Here is a 21,108-nt window from a genome sequence, read left to right as displayed (position 1 = left end):
CCCTCAACGTGTCACATGGGATATCGTATACCGGTATTTGCCGGAGGAAGTCGGAAGTATCTCGTCCAGAAATTCCACTTGCACCTCGCATGCCATCACACGTTTGATCTCCTGCTTGATGCCCGCAACTTCCTGGGCGTACACCGCATGCGGATCGCCCCCCTTTTTTACGGGAGCAATCAAGATCCGCAGCAAATCGACCCGTTCCTGAATCACTTGGAACTTCCGGATAAATGGCTTCGGATCAAGGATATAGAGAAAGACACGGCCATCTATCCAACGCCCATCCGTATCCACAAACATATCTGTGACGCGTCCGGAAACCTCCTTTAACAAGGGCAGCCCCCGCCCGCAGGAGCATGGCTCGGTGGCCCATGCTCCCATGTCACCGATTCGGTAACGTATGTAGGGCATCGCATAGTTTTGCAGCAATGTCACCACGATCTCCCCCGTCTCCCCGGGCTTTGCCGGCCTCCCTTCCTGATCCACGATCTCGAGCAGATGTGTGGCGGAGGAGACATGGAGACCTTGATGACATTCGCATTCACAGGCCATGTCGCCGGCTTCCGTGGAGCCATAGCGATTGAATACTGGCGCTTGAAAGACGCGTTCGATGGTCTGGCGCATGTAGTCGTATAAGGTCCCCGCCGAGGTCATGATCGCTTGGGGCGAATAGACGGTCAGACCTTCACGCTCGCAAAACCTGGCCAGCTCATAGAGGCTTTCCGCATACGCCAGGATTTGAACCGGACGAAATTCGTTCATTTCTTTTACATACCGAATCATATCGTCCGGCTTCATGCGAAACGAGCTGTACCAGCGTTCATTGCGAAACCAGCGGCCAATGTGCGTTCGGATTTTTTCGTGGCCGTCCATGATGTCCCGCTCCGACCCCCACAGCCGCACCTGTTTGTCAATCAGCGAACGCCCCGTCCATTCATCGTCCAGCGCTTTGATGGCCTGATTCCAGCAAAAATATTCCCTGTCCCGGACAAAGCGAACCGGCACGCCCGTCGAGCCACCTGTCGTCCCCTCATACCAATTGCGCGCAGCAAGATCATCAGAGAGCAATTCCTGAAAATGCTGGGTAACGGCTTCTTTCTCCAGAAACGGGATCGCCGTAAACCGCTCCAAGCGAACCTGCCCAAATCTGTCGACAATCGCATGCCGCTGGAACAATTCGCGATAATAGCGGGTATGATCATAAGCATGCTGCAGTACGGCGAGCAATCGCTGCTGCTGGAGCTCATACAGCCGATCGGCAGGCAGCCACTGCCATTCCCGCAGCTGATCCAGATAATCGAGGGTCTTTCCCTGCCAGGACACCCTTCTCTCCCATACAAATCGTTTGAAATGACTCATGGCGTACCCTTTCATCTCGTTTTGACCTTGGATACCGTATAGCGATATTTCCCGGAGGCCGTAGCCGGGATCTCGTTCACGAACATGATCGCAATCTGGCAATCCTCCCCCATCAGGTATTGGCACTTGGTACGAATCAGATCGACGTGCTCCCAATACTTCGCCTGCGGATCCGGGACATCTTGATGGAGGACGATGGCGATGGAAAGCTGATTCATATCTTCCTGTACGACTTGAAATTTTTTAATGAAAGGTTGTGTCCCCAGCAGGATGACGAACAAGCGGCCATCGACCAACTCCCCGCCAGTCTTCACGAACATGTCATTCATCCGCCCTGTAATCTCGCCCAAAAGCGGCAGCCACCTGCCGCAGGAGCAAGGCTGATCCGCCCACTTGCCAATATCGCCAATGCGGTAGCGGATCAACGGCATGGCGTAATTGTGCAAACACGTGATGACGATATCTCCGCGCTCCCCCGGTTGAGCAGGGATACCGTCCTCCCGAATCACTTCCACGTAATGTGTCAGCATAGACACGTGCAGACCACGGTGCACCTCGCATTCACAGGCAATTGCTCCGGTTTCCCGTGAGCCGTAGCGATTAAAGACCGGGGCCTGAAATACCCTCTCGATGGTGTCGCGCATATGCGGATAAAGCATACTGGCCGTCGTCATGATCGAGGTTGGCGAGTGAACCGGCAGGCGGCGCTCCTCTGCAAAGCGGGCAAGCTCGTACAGGCTTTCCACAAAAGCCAATAATTGCACGGGCTGAAACCGGTTGATTTGCGCGAGATAGTCTTCCATCCGAGCTGCGGACATATTTCTCGTGTTCAACCAGCGCTCGTTGCGCATCCAGCGGCCCATGCAGGTGCGCCAGGTCTCATGACCGACCATCAGATCGCGCTCAGACGCCCAAAGCATGATTTGCCGATCGACCAGATCCCTGCCGCTCCACTGATCAAACAACATCTTCAGCGCCTGATTCCAATTGAAATACACTTGATCCTGCAGCAAGCGAATCGGCTGACCGGTCGAACCTCCCGACCAGTTCTCATACCATTTACGCCGTATCAAGTCATCGGACGTCAGCTGATCAAAGCAGGAATGAAAATGCTCACGCTCCAAGAAGGGAATATGCTCAAACCGCTCCAGCGACACCTTGCCCCCAGTTCCGACGATACCCGCTTGCTGCAAGACATTCCGATAGTAAGGCACATGTTCATAGGCATGCTGAAGCAGCCTGATGAGTTTCTCAGCTTGCAACTGGCGCAGCTGATGATCATTCAACCATTGTTTTTGACCCAGCTCCTGCATGTAGCTTAATGTGTGCCCCTGCAAGGCAATCCGTTTTTTCCAGGCGTACGCCTTCAAATTGAGCATGCTATCCCCCTTCCCGCTGTCCCAGCTCTTTGGCCGCCGCTTCCTCCAAGCGAAGCTTCCGCCATCCGTAGACCACGACGCAGACAATCAACAACCCGTTGAACAAAGCCCCTACCACACAATAGAACGCGATGCTGGTCCGTGCATCGGCATGGGTCACTCCCCAATACAGAATCGATGTACGGGATAAAAACAGGGCGATTTCGTATCCGAGGAGAAAATGCTGGAGACCGTACACCTGCGCGGTAGCAAAGGAGGGCGAGCCCAAAAATCCGATGAACAGCCAGATGACCAGCCATTGCCCATAGCGTCCCGCCTCCTGCCACTGCTCCCCGAGCGCAAGCATAAACAACTCGGGGCCAAACATGATCACCAGTAGAACAGGGATCAAGACCGTTAAGGCGAGACTGATGGTAGACTTCACCAGGAGCCCGTACACATCCGCTTTTTGTTGAGAAGCTGCCGAAGCGCGCTGGTAATAGACTTGGGTCAACGACTGACCGAGCAGGCTAAGCGGCATTTCCAGCAAGCGATGAGCGAGCGCATACCAGCCAACCACAGTTGAACCATAGGCATTCATCAACAGAAAAGTCGGTACATTTTGTGATATGGCATTCAGCAAGGATTGGGGAGCGCTGTAGAGAGGAAAGCAGAGATAACGGTGACCTGCCAGTTTGATTTTCTCCCAAGACCACATCTGGCGAAATAATGAGCCTTGATCCTTCCACGTCTGATAGGCAAGGACACCGGAGGCCATGAGTTGACCGAGGAGTTGACCGCCAAGGAGTCCGATTAGACCTTGCTGGAGGATGCCGCCAGACAGCTGCGCGGTATTCACTGCGACGGAGCGGCTGATTTGCGCAGCGGAGAGGCGGACATACGCTTCCTTTCTCGTGCTCCAATAGGTCAGGCTTTGAAACACTCCCATCGCAAGCAGGCTCAACGGAATCCACCAGAGCCAGGGAACGATATGCCTAGGGACATAATCGGCGACGAGCTTTTGCCCACCGAAAAGCAAAAACAAGAGGGCGGCACTGGATATGCCAGCTGCGGTCAGGATTGCGAGCACCAGGAGATGACCGGCTTCTTCATCACGTTTTGGCAGGCAAATCGCCACCTCATAGCGCAAGGAGGCAATGACCGCAAGCACACTGACGATCGAGGAATAGAGAGAAAAGTAGCCAAATGCGGATGGCTCATACAAACGGCTGATGATCGGAGCAAGCAGGACCGTGATCACTTGAGCGAGTCCCGTCCCCGTCATCACGATCATGATTTGTCTCACGAAGCGGCTTTGGCCAAGCCGGATCACACCTGCGAGCCGGCTTGTTTTCATTTCAGGGAGCGAAACCAGCGCACGTATTCCCGCAGCCCCTGCTCAATCGGGACTTGCGGCTGATACCGCAAGATGCGCTTGCTTTTGCTGAGATCGGCCCAGGTAGCGGGCACATCCCCTACTTGAACGGGTTGCCATTCGATGATGGCTTCTTTGCCAAGCACACGCTCTAGGGTACGGACGAGATCGATCAGCTTGGTCGGCTGATCATTGCCAAGATTAAACACATGATAGCCGGTCAGCTCGACCTCCATCGCCTTGCGGATCCCAGCCACGATATCCGAGACAAACGTATAGTCGCGGCTGGTTGTACCATCCCCGTAAAGCTGGATCGGTTCCCCTTGCTCCATTTTTTTGACAAACGTATGGATGGCCAAGTCCGGTCGCTGTCTGGGTCCATAGACGGTGAAAAAGCGCAGGGCAATCACATCGAGTCCATAGCAATGCGCGTAACTCTGACAAAGCGCTTCCCCGGCGATTTTCGTAGCCGCATAAGGAGAGGCGCAGCGAAGGAGAGGATCCGTTTCCGCAAATGGCACCTTCTCATTGAGACCATAAACCGAGCTGGATGATCCGAAGACAAACCGCTTGATGCCATATTGGACAGATAAATCGAGGAGATGGGTCGTACCGACAATATTTGCTTCCACATAAGAGAGCGGCCGCTGGACGGAAGGGCGTACGCCCGCGCGAGCAGCCAGATGCAGCACCATCTCCGGCTGCCAGGATTTGAATATCTCTTCCAGCATCCCTCGGTCGCAGATATCCACTTCACTGAGCAAATATTTGTCGTGCAATCGATGCTGGGCGATGTTTTGCTCCTTCACCTGGCGATCATAGAAGGAATCGAATTGATCCACAACATGTACATCGAACCCGTCCTCCAACAGCTCATCGACGAGATGACTGCCGATAAACCCTGCTCCTCCTGTCACCAGGACACGCTTCCTAACAACTCGCTGTCCCTGACCGATCCCCGTGTATTGAAAGCCTGCCTGGCGCAAGTGATTGGCGTTCAAAAAATTCCGTGCGTCCACAATCCTTCTTTCCGCCATGCGCTCACCAAGCTGGGTATAAGGCAGATCGCGGAATTCTTTCCATTCTGTTACCAAAATGACCGCGCTCGCCCCCGTAAACACGTCCTCCACTCGTGGACAATAAGTGACGCTTAGATCCGGGAAAGCTTTTTTCGCGGCATCCATCGCTACCGGATCGAATGCTTTCACGCTCGCTCCCTTTTCGTTTAGCTGGCGAATCAGATCAATCGCCGGAGCATCCCGCAAATCATCTGTATTTGGCTTAAAGGACAACCCGAGCAGCCCAATCGTGCGGCCATCCAGTCTTGGAACCGCCTCCTCCAAAAGCTCGATCACATGCTCGCGCTGTTTTTGATTGACCGTAAGCGTCGACTCGACGAGCTGCATCCGGATGCCAAGCCGTTTGCCCTGCTGGACGATCGCCTTGGTGTCTTTGCCAAAGCAGCTCCCGCCCCAACCGATTCCTGCCTGGAGAAAATGCGTCCCGATACGCCTGTCCAGACCGATGCCTTTAGCCACATCCCCAATTTGGGCCCCAGCCTTCTCCGCCCAATTGGCAAACTCATTGATAAAGGAAATTTTCATCGCTAAAAACGCATTGCCCGCATATTTGATCATTTCCGCACTGGCGGAGTTGGTCACCAGCCATGCAGGTTGCGTATATCCATCCGGTCTCGGAGCGGCAGCAGGCGGAGTAAACTGCTGCTCCAAAATCGGTTGATAAAGTCTGCGGATCAGGGCGAGAGTCTGCTCGTCATCAGCACCGACGATGATCCTGTCGGGATAAAAGGCATCCTGCAGCGCTTCCCCTTCGCGCAAAAACTCCGGATTGGACAGGACCTCCACCCGGCCAAATTGCTTTCGCCGTACCAGCTCCTCCTGAATCACGTCACGTACGGCTGCCGACGTTCCTACGGGTACGGTTGATTTGATCACAACCGGCGGCACGGCCTTTCCTACCACTCGTTTGCCGATCTCTCTGGCCGCAGCATGAACATAGGAAAGATCCACTTCACCCGATTCCAAGGAAGGCGTTCCGACAGCGATGATCATGACGTCCACATCAACCGGAACATCCTCCCAGTCGGCGGTGAAGACCATACTGCTTTTCGCTATGGAAAAAACCTCAGGAAGGCCTTTTTCATGGAAAGGTACCCGTCCGTCTTGGAGGCTCCCGATTTTCTCCTGATCAATGTCCAACAGGGTCACTTGATGCCCCAAATATGCGAATACGCAGCCCGTCGTAAGTCCTACATAGCCCGATCCAATGATCAATACATGCATACTTCGGCCTCCCATTTTACGCTTGCTTACCAAAACCACCATTTCCTTGCGGGAGCTTGCGCAGGCTCCTTCACGCGGCACGGCAGACCCCGCAGCACCGCTTTTGCATTTTCGTGAAAAAGAGCCGCCTCTTCCTTGGACAGGAGTTCTGTGAGGACGGAAAAGGCAGCGGAAAGCTCGGCCCGCCGGTGTGTCGCATGGTGAGCATCACTGGCCAGCAGGTGAACCAACCGATTTTTCACCATGGCTTCCGACACCCGTTTGGTGCTTTTGCCCATCTTTCCGGTGAGACTATCTGCCGTTACCTGTGCCACCGCTCCCTTAGCGATCCAACGTGCGAGCAGCTGCGGTTGGTTACAGAGCACCTCCAGCCTTTCCGGATGGGCAATAATCGGCGTAACTCCCTTCTTCAACAACTCCTCAATCAATTTATCCGTAAAACGCGGCAATTGGTACGAGGGCAGCTCCAGCAGCACATACTTGTACTGGTCGCAGAGGGTTGCCAGCAGAGCCGTTTGGAGATTCTCCACCAACTCGAGATGGATATGGATCTCTGCTCCCACATGCAGCGTCAGCGGTATCCCGCGACTGCTGAGCACCTGCTGCAGCTGCTCTACCGCTTCTCTGATTTGCGCCAAAGAATTGTGGTAGATGCCGTCATGTGTGTGGGGGGTTACAATCATATCAGTGATGCCGTCGAGCCAGGCGTTTCGTGCCATGGCGACAGCTTCCTCAACTGATCTCGCCCCATCGTCCAATCCAGGCAATATGTGGCTATGGATATCGATCATACGCCGTTCATCCTATCGACTGTTTTTTTCCGCATACTCATAATAGTAGGAGCTGTTTTTGCTCACTTTTTTATCATTGAGGACCGCCCCGATCAGATTAGCGCCAACATGCTCCAGCAGCGCCTTCGCCTTTTTGACATGGTCCATTTTCACCTTTCCGCTGCGCACGACCAAAAGGACGCCATGGACGAAGGTGGCAAACAGTTGACTGTCCGTGACAGGCAGGATGGGAGGCGTATCGATCAGGACCATATCGTAACGTTCCTTCAGCTGCTCCAAAATGGCCCTCATCCGTGGTGAACTGATCAACTCCGCCGGGCTCGGCGGGATGGGGCCTGCTGTGATCACGTCAATGCCGATATCGGGTATCCGCTGGGTCACCTCTTCGATTCCTGCCCGATGGAAAAGCAAATCAGACAAGCCCTGTTCATTGCTCAGACGAAAAACGCGATGCAAAGCCGGCTTTCGCATATCCCCGTCGAGGAGCAGCAGATTTAGTCCACTTTGCGCCAGAACGATCGCCAAATTGGTGATCGTGGTCGTTTTTCCTTCCCCCGGCTCGGCACTGGTGATCATCAGCGACTTTTGGAATTGTCCATAGCTGGCAAACTGAATATTGGTGCGTAGCGTACGAAAGGCTTCTGCGGCAGGTGTTTTGGGATCGGTGAAACAAACCAGCTTGCTGATCGGCTTTTTATCCCTCATGTCGGACTACGCCCCCCTCCAGCCTGCTTTTATTGGCGTTTTTGGGATCAATATTGGAGATGACCCCCAATACCGGAATTCCCAGTACATGCTCGATTTGCTCTTCTCTGCGGATCGTTTTATCTGCAAATTCCAGTAAAAAGGAAAGAGCGATACTGACTAACAGCGCTAGCAAAAAAGCGATGGCCATATTCAAAAAAGGCTTGGGACGGATCGGTTCCGGCTCTGCTATTGTACGCGCTTCATCCAGAATGGCTACGTTATCCACTTTCATGATTGAACCCACATTTTGCTGAAACGATCTGGCAAAACCATTAGCAATGTCCGCAGCACTACCAGGGTCGTAATCAATGACGCTGATCGTCGTGACCAACGACTCCTCTGTCTCTTGCACGCGTACCTTTTTCAGCAATTCCTCCGCCGTGACCGCCAATTGCAGCGAGCGAATGACCTCATCCGCAATTTTCTTGCTCTTGATAATGGCCCCATACGTTTTGACCAGCTCCTGATTCGCGCGGAGGTCGTTATACAGGGAATCCTCCCCACGACTTTGGCCCTGGACGACGATTGTGGCTTTTGCCTCATACTCTGGTTGCAACACATAAAAGCTGATCCAGCCGGCCGCAGCAACGGAACAGGCGACGAGCAGCACGATGAGCCATGCCCGTTTACGCAATATTTTGCCAATCGCCGAAATATCAATGGTCTCCATATCAGCCCGTAACCCCTTACGTAAAATGCTTCTTCTTTCAAGCAACTGATACATTCAGCATATGGCCCATCCTAGTCTTATATGACTGTGGTGTTAGACAAAAGCAGTGAGCACTAGCCGGATTACTAGAATGAAGTGGAATGGTTTTGCCCGCGGCTTCATACCTATAGGCATAGGCATTCTCTTATTCTCACACGCAGGAGAGATTCGCATGAAACGATGGCTGAAAATAACACTGCTGGTTCTCGCATTTGCGCTGCTGGGATTAGGCGGATATGCCTATTATCTCTATCATTCGGTAAAGCAGGTCATGGAACAGACGTACGAACCGATACGCAAACAGCCTGCCAACACCCCCAAGCTGCGTCTCCAGGAGCCTTCCATCGCGCAAAAGGACCCGATCTCCATCCTGTTCTTGGGCATCGACCAGCGCAGGGGAGATGCCGGACGCTCGGATACGATCATGGTGCTTACGATCAATCCCAATACGCATCAGCTGCTCATGTTTCATATTCCGCGTGATACGCGTACGCAAATCAGCGGCTTGGAAAAGGAAGACAAAATCAATCACGCCTATGCTTTCGGTGGCGTCGAGATGGCTGTGAATACGGTTGAAGCCTTTTTGCAGATTCCGATTGACTACTATGTCAAGGTCAACATGAATGAATTTGTGAAGATCATCGATGAGCTTGGCGGTGTCGATGTGGAGAACAAATTTGCCTTTTCTTATGAAGGTCACTCCTTCGCTGTTGGGAAGCTCCATCTAAAAGGGGAAGAAGCCCTCGCCTACTCGAGGATGCGCTACGACGATCCAAAAGGAGATCTGGGACGCAATGAGCGGCAGCGGCAAGTCATCCGTTCCTTGATGGACAAGGGAAGCCATCCGGAGGTATTTACGAAGGCAGAAGCTATTTTTTCACATGTACAGAGCAGTGTAAAAACAAATATAACGTTCGAGGAGCTGCAGCAGCTGGCGCTGGATTACCGCTCCTCGATTCAGCAGGTAGACGTCATGGAGATCAAAGGGGAAGGCGTGATGATCGACAATATTTATTACTATGCGGTCCATACCGAAGAAAGAAAGCGAATCACCCAGCGGCTGCAGGAAAGCCTTGGGATCCCCTCACCCCAGAAAGACGCAGCCCATCCGCCGCACAACGGTGTTGAATAATCGGAAACAAAAAAACGATTGTCTCAAAAGAAACAATCGTTTTTTGCGAGAAAAATTTGTGAGTCCCAGCAACGGACAACGCTCAGATTCGCGTGATGGCAACCAACGCGATCTTGGCCTCTGCCTCGATCGCTTTCGCTGTCGAATCGGTATGCGGATTGTAGCTGTCCAATAGATCCGCGTCCGCATAGCCATCAATCGCCAGAATGGCCCCTGCCTTCATCCCGCGCAGCGCAGCAATCACAAACAACGCCGAATTTTCCATTTCTACTGCCAACACACCCGCTTTTTTATAGAGCGCGTGGGGAAACTCCAGCACGCCATTGTAAAACACATCGATGGTCAGGGTGATCCCCTCGGTGACAGGCAAGCCTTGGTGATGCTCCCGTGCCGCATCGCTCAATGCGCTGACCACTTCCCGATCGGCAACGGCCGGAAACCCTGGCGGCACCAGTTGGCTGGTCAAACCATCCGTCCGGACAGCAGCCGTACTGACGACCAGACTTCCCGGAGGTACCTCCTTTTGATAAGAACCCGCCGTACCTACACGGATGATCGACTTCGCTCCGCCCTTCGCCAGCTCTTCAAAGCACACCGCGGCCCCCGGAGCACCGACTCCGTGACTTACCACGGCGACGTTCACCCCTTGGAAAGAGCCTGCATAGCTGTGATACTCGCGGTTTTCGGCAAGCTGCCGCGGGTTGTCCAGCAATCCCGCGATGGTGGCGGCGCGCTTCGGGTCACCGCAGACAATGACACGCTCCGGCAGTTCCTGTGGATCGATTTTTAAATTTGGCAGCATCCTAATCAAACTCCTTTTTCTCCCACTCATCTTCCGGTATCGGCAAAGCCTCTCCGGAAAAACGCTCTTCCAAGAAAGGATCCCCATTCAAATGAAAGCCGTTTTGCTCCCAGAAGCCCGCCTGATTCTCCTGCAAAAATTCGATTCCGCGCAGCCACTTTACACTTTTCCAAAAGTACAGATGCGGCACGATTACCCGCAATGGCCATCCGTGCTTCGGTGTGAGCGGCTCGCCATCGAAGCTGTGGGCCAACAGCACGTCATCCCCCAGCAAATCCCGCAGCGGTACATTCGCCGTATAGTCGTTATCTCCGTGCAGCATCACATACTCTCCACGCGGCTCGATCCCCATCGCCTCGAGGAAATCCCGAAACCGCACTCCGGTGAATGAATTGTCGAACCGCGACCAGCGTGTGACGCAATGAATGTCGCAATGAATCGTCGTCTGCGGCATCGCCATGATCTCTTCGTACGTCCATGTCCGCTCTTGATCCACCTGGCCGAAAACGCGCAGGCTCCACTGCTTCATATCGTATTCCGGAACGTCGCCCTCATGCAAAATCGGGAAGCGCTCTGTCAGGACTTGCCCCGGCGGCAAGCGTTTTGCCAATGCCGGATCGATCGCTGGCACTTTCATTTGTTTAATCCGTTCTGCCTTGCTCTTCATTCTGATTCCTCCCTCTTATCGCCCGCTCTGCTGACTTGCCCGGTTGCTGCCCATCCCGCGATCCTTTAGGAAGAACATCGCGGCAATCGTCAGGATATACGGCAGCATGGCGGTAAATTGTGTCGGCAGCGAGAAGCCTTGCAAACGAATGCTAATGGCGTCCATCAACCCAAACAGGAGGCTGGAAGCAAGGATGCCAAACGGATGCGACTGACCCAGCATCATGGCTACCAAAGCGATGAAGCCTCTTCCTGCCGCCATCCCTTCAGTGAACATCGTCACTTGCCCCAAAGACAGCTGTGCACCTGCCAAGCCGCACAAGATGCCGCACAGACTGATCGCCAGGTACTGCAGCCGTACTGTATTCAGACCGATGCTTTTCGCTGCGGTCGCATTCATGCCTACAGCCCGTACGCGAAAGCCCGTGACGCTGCGGTAGTAAAACAGATACAGCAGGATAGCAGCTGCAAAAGATACATAGACCAACGGCGAATGCCCAGACAGGATTGGCCCCAGCAAGGGAATATCGTGCAGCACCGGTATCTGGAGCTGCGGCAGCCCCTGCATGTCTTTATCGTAAAAAGCTCCCTTGACCCCGAAAATGGCGCGCAGCAGAAACGTCGTAAGCCCCAGCCCAAGGAAGTTGATCGCAACCCCCACCACGATTTCATTGGCCCGCAAATGCACCGTCATATAACCAAAAAGCAGGGAAAACAGCAACGTCACGAATGCCGCCAGCAGCAAGGCAAGCCATAGGCTGCCTGTGAAATGATTTCCCACGATCGCAGCAAATGCACCTACGAGGATGAACCCTTCCAAACCGACATTAAAGATCCCGACCCGGGCACACAGCGACCCTCCCAAAGCCGCCAAGAGGATCGGCGTCACCATCCGGATCGTTGAACTGACAAGGGAGCTATCGAATATGTCAAGCATGTGATTCCCTCCCTTGTTTCCGTTTCTTCCACCATGCATACGTAAATCTTGCCGAAATAAACAGGATCAGCACGGCTTGGATGACGCTGGCCAATTCCAGCGGCACCTCCGTATTGCGCTCGACGCCCATCGCGCCGGTCTGCAGGGCCGCCAGGAAAATCGATGCAAATATGACGCCGATCGGATTGGAATTGGCCAACAAGGCCGCCATCAGACCCGTCCAAGCATAGCCCGGCATCGTGAGGGCTCCATCGACAAAGCGATATTGAGCTCCCAAGACCTCAACCGTTCCTGCCAATCCCGCAAAACCGCCGCTGACAAACATGCTGATGAGCATGACACGCTTTTGCGAGACACCGCCGTATAATGCGAAAAAAGGATTAGAGCCCAGCATCTTCACTTCATAGCCAAAGGACGTAAAGCGAAACAGCAGAAACAGCCCGACAGCTGCCACAATCGCGATCACGAAACCGGCATGCAGTGTCATCCCTGGGAAGAGCTTAGGCAGCCAGACGCTTTTCTCCAGCATCGCGGTCTGCGCCAAAGCCGCTGAGCCTGATTTGTCTTGGAACGGATCGCTGACCAGATAGCTCGTAAATAGTACCGCGATATAGTTAAACAGCAGTGTGGAGATGAGCAGCTGGATTTTAAATTTCGCTTCCAGCACGCCCGCCAAGAGCGACCAAAGACCGCCTACTACGATCCCGGTGATCAGTGCCGCCAGCAGCTTGATTACTCCCGCCCCGGGCATGTACAAAGCGACGAGGGCTGCGGATAAGGCCCCGAGCACCATTTGCCCCTCTGCTCCCATATTAAATACGCCAGCGCGAAAGGCCATCGCGAGACCCAGTGCGATCAGCAATATAGGGGTGGAACGAGCCAGCGTCGACATGAAAAAGTAAAAGCTGCCAAATGCGCCGTTCCACATCTGCTGGTACGTCTCTGTGATCGATGCGCCCACGATGCTGATAAATACCGCGCCTGCCGCCAGACCGATTGCCGTGGCAATCAGCGGCTGCAGCAAGGAATTACGCAGTTGCTTGAGTGCTTCCATCGCCACGACCTCCCGCCATTAACATGCTGATTTTTTCCTCGGTTGCCTCCGCACGGGAGAGTTCTCCGACGATCCGTCCTTCGAACATGACCAGGATCCGGTCAGACAACGCTAAAATTTCACTCAATTCGGAAGAGACCAACAGGATGCCGTCGCCCTTGTTTCGCTTTTCCAGCAACGCTTGATGGATCGTCTCCATCGCCCCGATATCGACGCCGCGGGTAGGCTCTGCAGCCAGCAGCAGCGGTGTTTCCCGTCCCATTTCCCGAGCGACGATCAGCTTTTGCAAATTACCGCCAGATAAGTTCCCTGCCTTTTCGTGCGCAGAGCTCGTCTTAATGGCAAAACGCTCAATCCATGCCGCCACCAGATGGTGGAACCATTTCCGCTGGATGATGATCCCGCGTGAAAAAGCTGGTAGGCGGTGATACCCCATCAAGGCGTTTTCCGCCACCGTCTCCTCCTTGGCCGCTCCCCAAAAATAGCGATCCTCCGGTATGTGCGCCAAGCCTGTCTCCCGGATCAATGCGACGGTACGATTCGTCACATCGGTATCCTTCAATCGGATCGTTCCTGATTGCACCGCAGCGAGTCCTGAAATGGCCTGCAGCAGCTCGGATTGCCCGTTGCCCGAGACCCCTGCGATGCCGACAATTTCGCCATGATGCACTGCAAACGAGACCTGATCGAGGACAGGTTTTTTCTTTTTCTCCTGCATCGTCACTTGATGGACGACGAGAAGCGGCTCTCCACGCTGCTCCGTCCGTTCGCTCAGCTGCTCCAGATCACGCCCGACCATCAGCCGTGCAAGCTCTTCCGCGGATGTATCCTTTGCGGCAACCGCCCCCGTCACTTTTCCGCCTCGCAGCACGGTAATCCGATCAGCTACTTCCATGACCTCCTGCAGCTTGTGGGTGATCAGCAGGATGCTTTTGCCAGCCTCTGCCAGCGTACGAATGGTTGCCAGCAGCTCACTCACTTCCATAGGAGTAAGCACGGCGGTCGGTTCGTCCAGGATAATGATTTCCGCACCTTGGTAGAGGACCTTCAAAATTTCCACGCGCTGCTGTTCTCCGATCGAGCATTCGCCGAGCACAGCCGTTGGTGAAACCGGGATACGATACCGCTCGGCAAGAGCCGTAGCATCAGCCATTGCTTTTGCGCGGTCAAAAAAGCCACCCCGTTTTGGCTCATAGCCGATCACGATATTTTCAGCCACGGTGAAATCGGGAAACAGCATAAAATGCTGATGGACCATGCCAACCCCATGGCGAATCGCATCATCGGGTCCACGAAACGAAACCGGTTTGCCATCTAACAGGATCTCTCCCGATGTCGGCTCCTCCATCCCGTAGAGCATGCGCATCAGGGTGGTCTTTCCAGCACCGTTTTCGCCAACAATCGCGTGGACTTCGCCTGCTCCCACGGCAATCGATACGCCTTCGTTGGCAAGAAACTGGCCGTACCGCTTCGTCATATTTTTCATTTCCAGACGCACACTCATCCGCTTGCTCTCTCCTTTTCGCGTTGCTTGAATAGGAAACCGACTACGATCAAGCCGTAGTCGGTACAGTGGTTACTGTTTCAATGGATCTGGAACCTGCAATTTTCCGGATACAATCTCTTCATTAATCGCTTTTACTTTATCCACAACCTCTTGGCCGACAAAGGCATGGAGCGGAGTGGTGCTTTCATGAGTGATGTGGGTTACCCCAACGCCTTTTTCTTTCAATCCGTAAGAAACCACCCCTGGCTCAAACTTGCCTTCTGCAAAAGCTTTTACTGTTTCATACGCTGCCGTATCCGTGCCTTTCAGCTGGGACAGCACGATATGCTCCGGATCGATCGTGGTGCGGTCCACGTCTTGCCCTGCTGTATAGAAGCCTTTCTCCTTCGCGGCTTCAAATACGCCAAGGTCACCTACAGCAGCCGCTCCGGCGATGAAGTCCGCTCCTTTGGAAGCTTGCAGAAGCGCCAGCTCTTTTGCTTTGGCCGGATCGGAAAAGCTTCCGACATAGTTCACTTGGTACTCGGCGTTTGGATTGGTCGATTTCAAGCCTTCCTGGAAGCCCACGGTCCATTTTTTGATCATCGGGATGTCCATCGCAGCAACCATCCCTACTTTGTTGGTCTTGGTTGCCAATCCTGCCGCTGCTCCCAAGAGATAAGCAGCCTCATGCTCGCGGAAGGTTACGCTGCGCACATTTGGCAAATCGATGACCGTATCGATGATGGCAAATTTGCCATCCGGATTTTCCGCTGCCACTTTTTTCAGGGCGTCCTCGGATTCAAAGGAAGAGGTGATGACCAGGTCGTATTGTTCGGCTATTGCTACGCGCAGATTTTCTTCGATGGCGGAGTGGTCGGTTGATTCGATTGTCTTTAGCTCGACGCCAAACTCCTGAGCCGCCTTTTTCGCGCCTTCGTCCATCTGCTGGAAGAACGGGTTCACGCCGATTTTTTCCGGCAGGACCAGCGCAATTCGTTTTTTCGGAGCGGTTTCTTGTGCGGCTCCCCCCTGTGCATTGTCAGCAGGTGCCGGTGCGTTCCCCCCGCCGCATGCCGTCAACAGAATGGCTGCTGTGCTTACAACTGCTAGAAACTTTTTCATGATGATGATTCTCCTCTCCATCTTCTCTCTCATTTTTGTTTTGTGGGCAAACAAAAAACTCTTCCCTGAGGAAGAGTTCGCATCCGTATGCACTCTACCTCATCTGTCAAAACCTATCATGGTCTTGCAGGAATTGGCACCTTTCTGATGTGGTAATACCATCTTCAGTGGTTGCCGGGCTTCATCGGGCCAGTCCCTCCGCCGCTCTCGATAAGGATCATCGTAGCTATCAAGTTGTCCAACAATATTCTTTATTTTATCCAATACAGGTAAAATTGCAAATCTTTTTTATTGCTTAGATAAATTCTTGTTTGTGTATACATTGTGGTGTGGTAAGGGGAAAATGGGCGGGGCTTCGTTCTTGCCACACCCGCAAGTGAGTTATTTCTGTCCGGTTCCGCTTGCAAAAACGGTACGTCGCGCAAAAGGTTCGAGGAAGCTGATTCATACGTAGAGGTTGCGCGACAAGCGTGTACCGTTTTTGCAAGCTCCACCTCGGTAGGTGTGACAAAGACTCCGCCCGTCCCATTTTCCCCTCCCTCACGTGGCGATTTTCAAACGTCGAAGGGTTAAAGAACAAAAGGCGAATGCACTTCTTCTCTGCTATTGGCATTGAAATCGTAATTTAATTGGCACTTCATTGCTTTTATTTTTTCAAATAGCTTCTGCTACGCTGGAGAGCATGTTTCGAAACGGAGCGCCTGCGAAGCCCAGCCGAGCGGAGCAGTGAATCGCAGGAAAAAGGGCCGCAACGTGCCATGGGCGGCGTAGCGGCTACTCCTTTTGCGGACCCCTGCGATTCGCTGCGGAGCGGACAGCCCCAGCTTCCTAGTAGGGCGTAGAATGAAGCGGAGTTTCGAAACATGCTCTCTCCACCGCAGCCCCTAACCTACGGTTTCCAAATACCGAAAGAGCAAAAACCGCCCTCCCACAAGGAAGGACGGTGCATATTGCTCTAATTAGCTAAGCTTTTGACGAAGTGCTTGCAATTCGGCACTCTCCAAATATTCATCATACGTGATTTCTTTATCGATCACACCATTTGGCAGGATCTCAATGATGCGTGTCGCGATGGTCTGCACAAATTGATGGTCATGCGAGGTGAACAGGACGCACGCTGTGGTATCAATCAAACCGTTATTCAATGAGGTGATCGATTCGAGATCCAAGTGGTTCGTCGGTTCATCCAAAATCAGGACATTGGCGCCGCTCAGCATCATGCGGGACAGCATACAGCGCACTTTTTCCCCTCCGGACAGCACATTCGCTTTTTTCAGCGCTTCATCGCCGGAGAACAACATACGTCCCAGGAAGCCGCGAACAAATGTCTCGTCTTGGTCCTTGGAATACTGACGGAGCCAATCCACCAGATTCAAATCTACGTCGAAATATTTGCTGTTGTCCTTCGGGAAATGGTTGTAGCTCGCTGTTACGCCCCATTCGTACGTGCCGCTGTCTGGCTCCATTTCACCGGAGATGATCTGGAACAGAGTCGTGTAGGCAAGCTCGTTGGTTCCTACGAAGGCAATCTTGTCTCCATTGTTCACCGTGAAGCTGACGTTATCCAGCACCTTTTCGCCGTTGATCGTCTTGCTGATGCGATCGACGGCCAGGACATTTTTCCCCAGATCGCGCTCAGGCTTGAAGTTGACGAATGGATATTTGCGGCTGGACGGTTTGATGTCGTCCAGAGTGATTTTATCCAACAGCTTTTTCCGGCTGGTTGCCTGCTTGGACTTGGAGGCGTTGGCGCTGAATCGAGCGATAAACTTCTCCAGCTCCTTGATTTTTTCTTCCTTTTTCTTGTTCTGGTCGCGCATCATCTGCAAAGCCAATTGGCTGGACTCGTACCAGAAATCGTAGTTACCTACGAAAATCTGGATCTTGCCGAAGTCGATATCCGCGATGTGCGTACATACCTTGTTCAAGAAGTGACGGTCATGGGAGACCACGATGACGGTGTTCTCATAGTCTGCCAGGAAGTTTTCCAGCCAGCGGATCGATTCGATATCCAAGTGGTTGGTCGGCTCGTCAAGCAGCAGGATGTCAGGGTTGCCAAACAATGCCTGAGCCAGCAATACGCGAACCTTTTCGCTGCCTTCCAGCTCTTTCATTTTCTTGTCATGCAGCTCGGTTGGAATGCCGAGACCCATCAGGAGCGCTTCTGCATCCGGCTCTGCCTGCCAGCCGTTCAGCGTTTCAAACTCCCCTTCCAATTCGGAGGCTTTCATTCCATCCTCTTCCGAAAAGTCAGGCTTGCTGTACAATGCGTCTTTTTCTTCCATGATTTCATAGAGTCGTTTGTGACCCATGATGACGGTTTTCAGCACTTCGTATTCGTCAAATTCAAAATGGTTTTGCTTCAATACAGCCAAGCGTTGTCCCGGTGTGATATGGACGTGTCCGCTGGTCGGTTCGATTTCTCCGGAGAGAATTTTCAAAAACGTCGACTTCCCCGCACCGTTTGCTCCGATCAGGCCGTAGCAGTTGCCGGGAGTGAACTTGATGTTCACATCTTCAAATAATGCGCGTTTTCCGTAACGCAGGGATACCCCTGAAGTACTAATCATGTATCTGGTACCTTCCTTTTTCCTTGGTTAACGAACTTTTACCCGTTCCTGAATACTATACCAGTTTTTTGACGCGGGACAAATACTCTTCTACATCATCGTACATTCCTGCCTGGTTGGCGTACTTCACATAATTTTTAACCGTACGCAGCCATTCTAACGTGGAAGGCTTTGTACCTGCAATCGCTTGCTGCAAATCATTCATGGAGATGGGGCGTTCGTTTCCTGTCTTCATAATCTCCATGATAACCATTTCTGTCGCGATCTCTACCACATTTTCAATATCCGCGCCGGAATACAGCTCCGTTTGCTCCGCGAGCTTGGCAAAATCGATGTTAAGGGCAGGGCGATCGGCCAACTTTAATTGGAAAATGGTTGCCCGCGCTTGCTCGTCAGGCGGCGCTACAAAAATCAGCTTATCGAAACGGCCGGGCCGCTTGAATGCGGAGTCCACATCCCATGGCATGTTGGTGGCTCCGATGATCAGCAATTGCTCTGTGGAGGAATCGATTCCCTCGATTTCGGCAAGCAGCTGGTCGATCACGGTTCGCATATGCTGCGAAGACGATTTGCTGCGGCTAAATCCGATCGCGTCCACCTCATCGAAAAACAATACGCCCGGCTTCATCGCCCGTGCAGACGCGAAGATATCTTTCAGATTTTGTTCGCTGACACCTTGATACGGATCGAGAATATCCGTGATATGCACAGGGGTAAAACGGGCGCGACACTCCCCTGCGGTGGCGCGGGCGATAAACGTTTTCCCGCAACCCGGCGGTCCATACAGCAGGATACCGCCGCCTACTTTTTTACGGAAACGGGAAAACAGCCCCGGTTTGAGAAACGGATTGATGATTTTCATCCGAATGGTCTCTTTTAACCCTTCCAAACCGCCGATATCCGCAAACGTTACAGTCTTTTTCGATGTGGACAAGACTTCCTTATCCGCCTTGGTCATACCGCCGGGAATGACTTGCAGCCCTGCCGCTTCCCTGATCGATGCAGTGGGCGAAGGGACAGCAGCCATGACGGGAACGGTCGCGGGCTCCTCTGCTTCCTCGATCACGGCTTCTGCATGCACCTCTGTTGTATCCTGCACAGTCGAACGATCAGGAGCAGCAGCCGTCTGAGGGGCGGAAAAAGACGCGAGCTCGGCAAAAATTTTGGCCTGCAACTCGCCATCGCTGTGAGCGAGCGCTTTGGAAAATGCCTCCAAGACATCACTCATCCGCCCTTGTTCTTTATATTCCAAGCCCAGCAAATACCAGGCATAACCATTGGTTGGATTTTCCTCCAGCATCTTTTTGATCAAGTCCACTTTATCCATTACGCTTTGCTCCATTTCATCCAGATTTTATAGATCAGCGGCGTCGTCCAGCTCAGAATGACCAGCAGCAGATAAATCGGGGCGATGATGCCGGCCACTGCACGCAATTTCAGCCAGTCCAAAGCAAACATGAGCACGATAAATCCGAGCCAGACGGGAATCGGTCCGCCGAGTTTCATGATCAAGCGCTGCGGGAAAAAGAGAAAGTGTGTCGCCTCGTCCAAATCTTTTAAAATCTCCAATATGCGTGTATCAGTCGGATCCATCAGAAAAGCCTGACGATAATATTCGCGAGCCAGTTTGAAATTTTCTCGGGACAGCTCTGTCATACCCATGTGGATCAGCTTATTTTTTTCGGAATCGGCCACTTGCACATATTGCTCGAGGATATGATCCTGTTCGTCGTGTTTTTCTTTGGCCACCGAAAACATCAGCTGGTAATGAAGGACATTGCTGTTTTCCGGATCGAGGCGCAAAGCTTCCTCCAATAAACGGTCCGCTTTTTCTTCGTGCCCTGTGATCAGCATCAAGTACCCGTAGGCCGCCATGGAGTCCGCATCTTCCGGGTTGTGACGTAGCGCATGTAAAAATGCTTCTTCGGACTCGACATATTCCCCACTCTCCAGGTAGGTAACGCCCAGCAAAAAGTGGCAATACTCTTCTGAAAATCCCACGCGCAGCGCTTCCCGGGTGAAGTGAATCGCTTGTGCATATTGATCGAGCAGGTAATGGCAACGTGCGATTTTATATAGCAAAAGCCCATTCTCCGGATAATGGGAGAGAAGCTTCATCCCCTTTTCCAGCGCTTGTTCGGCACGCCCCATATTCAGGTAATGGTTGACCTCCATGATCGCTTTGTCATAGATCTGGTCAAGCTCAGTCGACATTGACAATTCCCCCGATCACCGCTGCAAGTCCCAAATCAAGGCCAAAGCCGGCGATCGCCCAGAGAATCGCCTTTTTCAAGATTGGTTCATCTCCACCGCCCTGAAATTGATGAACTTTGTATTTCGGTTTCAGCAACAAATAAAAGCCCCAGCCTATGAGCACTGTGGCGATTCTTACAGCCCACCGAACGTTTCTTTGTTCATATGCAAGGATATCCGCCGAAACAAGGGCTGTCACAACGGCTTTTGCGAGAATCAGCAGGATCCCGCATGCAAGCAGCAGGGAAAGCCCGGTCTTGTTGGCTCGCAGCCACTTCGCATTTTGGGTGCCCAGCACCAGTGTAGGGAGAATACCTCCGAAGAAAGCGACATAGAAGAAATTTTTGATCTCGTAGGACTGCGTTTTGTAATTTTGTTCCTGTTTCAAAGACGCTTGCAGAAGATCTTGTACCACCGTTTTTTCCTCCAGCTTCTTTC

The 21,108-nt window shown here is 52.8% G+C and carries 18 protein-coding genes and 1 riboswitch; of the genes, 1 reads left to right on the top strand and 17 read right to left on the bottom strand.

From position 1 onward, the window contains the following. Positions 1–3 precede the first annotated feature (3 nt). The 7 genes from EIZ37_RS16460 to EIZ37_RS16430 are packed head-to-tail and all read right to left on the bottom strand — an operon-like array spanning position 4 to position 8,606. Positions 4–1,326: a phenylacetate--CoA ligase family protein gene (locus EIZ37_RS16460; RefSeq protein WP_167568947.1), complete on the bottom strand. Its 1,323-nt coding sequence runs from the start codon at positions 1,324–1,326 to the stop codon at positions 4–6. A 47-nt stretch (positions 1,327–1,373) separates the two neighbouring features. Continuing rightward, positions 1,374–2,741, bottom strand: a complete 1,368-nt coding sequence (locus EIZ37_RS16455; protein WP_134685855.1) for a phenylacetate--CoA ligase family protein — start codon at positions 2,739–2,741, stop codon at positions 1,374–1,376. A 1-nt stretch (position 2,742) separates the two neighbouring features. Beyond that, positions 2,743–4,077 carry a lipopolysaccharide biosynthesis protein gene (locus tag EIZ37_RS16450; protein ID WP_134685854.1) on the bottom strand — a complete coding sequence of 445 codons (1,335 nt, stop codon included), beginning with the start codon at positions 4,075–4,077 and terminating at the stop codon, positions 2,743–2,745. Next, positions 4,074–6,398: a nucleotide sugar dehydrogenase gene (locus EIZ37_RS26235; protein ID WP_205683846.1), complete on the bottom strand. Its 2,325-nt coding sequence runs from the start codon at positions 6,396–6,398 to the stop codon at positions 4,074–4,076. The genes EIZ37_RS16450 and EIZ37_RS26235 overlap by 4 nt, the downstream gene beginning before the upstream one ends. Before the next feature lie 26 nt (positions 6,399–6,424). Then, positions 6,425–7,189 (bottom strand): tyrosine-protein phosphatase, encoded by a 765-nt coding sequence (locus tag EIZ37_RS16440; protein ID WP_134685853.1) that lies wholly within the window; start codon positions 7,187–7,189, stop codon positions 6,425–6,427. A 12-nt stretch (positions 7,190–7,201) separates the two neighbouring features. Then, complete coding sequence (locus tag EIZ37_RS16435; protein WP_134685852.1) at positions 7,202–7,894, bottom strand: CpsD/CapB family tyrosine-protein kinase; 693 nt, start codon at positions 7,892–7,894, stop codon at positions 7,202–7,204. After that, positions 7,884–8,606 (bottom strand): YveK family protein, encoded by a 723-nt coding sequence (locus EIZ37_RS16430; protein WP_167568945.1) that lies wholly within the window; start codon positions 8,604–8,606, stop codon positions 7,884–7,886. Before EIZ37_RS16430 ends, EIZ37_RS16435 begins: the two co-directional genes overlap by 11 nt. A gap of 211 nt (positions 8,607–8,817) precedes the next feature. Here EIZ37_RS16430 and EIZ37_RS16425 point away from each other — a divergent pair, with 211 nt between their 5' ends. Further along, on the top strand, positions 8,818–9,777 hold the full coding sequence (locus EIZ37_RS16425; protein ID WP_167568943.1) for an LCP family glycopolymer transferase: 960 nt from the start codon (positions 8,818–8,820) through the stop codon (positions 9,775–9,777). Between the two features lie 82 nt (positions 9,778–9,859). On the opposite strand, the gene EIZ37_RS16420 is transcribed toward EIZ37_RS16425, so the two are convergent. From EIZ37_RS16420 to EIZ37_RS16375, 10 genes are all read right to left on the bottom strand, one after another. Beyond that, positions 9,860–10,579 (bottom strand): nucleoside phosphorylase, encoded by a 720-nt coding sequence (locus tag EIZ37_RS16420; RefSeq protein ID WP_134685849.1) that lies wholly within the window; start codon positions 10,577–10,579, stop codon positions 9,860–9,862. Position 10,580: 1 nt separating this feature from the next. Then, complete coding sequence (locus EIZ37_RS16415) at positions 10,581–11,246, bottom strand: sulfite oxidase-like oxidoreductase (protein WP_134685848.1); 666 nt, start codon at positions 11,244–11,246, stop codon at positions 10,581–10,583. A 15-nt stretch (positions 11,247–11,261) separates the two neighbouring features. Next, the gene (locus EIZ37_RS16410) at positions 11,262–12,182 is read right to left on the bottom strand and encodes an ABC transporter permease (protein ID WP_134685847.1); all 921 of its coding nucleotides are present in this window, start codon (positions 12,180–12,182) and stop codon (positions 11,262–11,264) included. After that, entirely contained in the window at positions 12,175–13,236 is a 1,062-nt protein-coding gene (locus EIZ37_RS16405) for an ABC transporter permease (RefSeq protein ID WP_134685846.1), read from the bottom strand. Before EIZ37_RS16405 ends, EIZ37_RS16410 begins: the two co-directional genes overlap by 8 nt. Continuing rightward, positions 13,211–14,740 carry an ABC transporter ATP-binding protein gene (locus tag EIZ37_RS16400; RefSeq protein ID WP_134685845.1) on the bottom strand — a complete coding sequence of 510 codons (1,530 nt, stop codon included), beginning with the start codon at positions 14,738–14,740 and terminating at the stop codon, positions 13,211–13,213. The genes EIZ37_RS16405 and EIZ37_RS16400 overlap by 26 nt, the downstream gene beginning before the upstream one ends. A 72-nt stretch (positions 14,741–14,812) precedes the next feature. Continuing rightward, positions 14,813–15,847, bottom strand: coding sequence for a BMP family protein (locus EIZ37_RS16395; RefSeq protein WP_134685844.1), 1,035 nt, complete (start codon positions 15,845–15,847; stop codon positions 14,813–14,815). A gap of 96 nt (positions 15,848–15,943) precedes the next feature. Then, positions 15,944–16,064: riboswitch (SAM riboswitch) on the bottom strand. 742 nt (positions 16,065–16,806) lie between these two features. After that, entirely contained in the window at positions 16,807–18,417 is a 1,611-nt protein-coding gene (locus EIZ37_RS16390; RefSeq protein WP_134685843.1) for an ABC-F family ATP-binding cassette domain-containing protein, read from the bottom strand. A gap of 55 nt (positions 18,418–18,472) precedes the next feature. Beyond that, on the bottom strand, positions 18,473–19,744 hold the full coding sequence (locus tag EIZ37_RS16385; RefSeq protein ID WP_134685842.1) for an AAA family ATPase: 1,272 nt from the start codon (positions 19,742–19,744) through the stop codon (positions 18,473–18,475). Then, a complete protein-coding gene (locus EIZ37_RS16380) occupies positions 19,744–20,631 on the bottom strand; it encodes a tetratricopeptide repeat protein (protein WP_134685841.1) in 888 nt (295 codons plus the stop codon). The genes EIZ37_RS16385 and EIZ37_RS16380 overlap by 1 nt, the downstream gene beginning before the upstream one ends. Then, on the bottom strand, positions 20,621–21,085 hold the full coding sequence (locus EIZ37_RS16375; protein ID WP_134685840.1) for a hypothetical protein: 465 nt from the start codon (positions 21,083–21,085) through the stop codon (positions 20,621–20,623). Before EIZ37_RS16375 ends, EIZ37_RS16380 begins: the two co-directional genes overlap by 11 nt. Between the last annotated feature and the right edge of the window lie 23 nt (positions 21,086–21,108).

Origin of the sequence: Brevibacillus migulae, from assembly GCF_004521915.1 — a bacterium.
Taxonomy (GTDB): domain Bacteria; phylum Bacillota; class Bacilli; order Brevibacillales; family Brevibacillaceae; genus Brevibacillus_F; species Brevibacillus_F migulae.
This window is presented reverse-complemented; position numbering and strand designations above follow the sequence as displayed.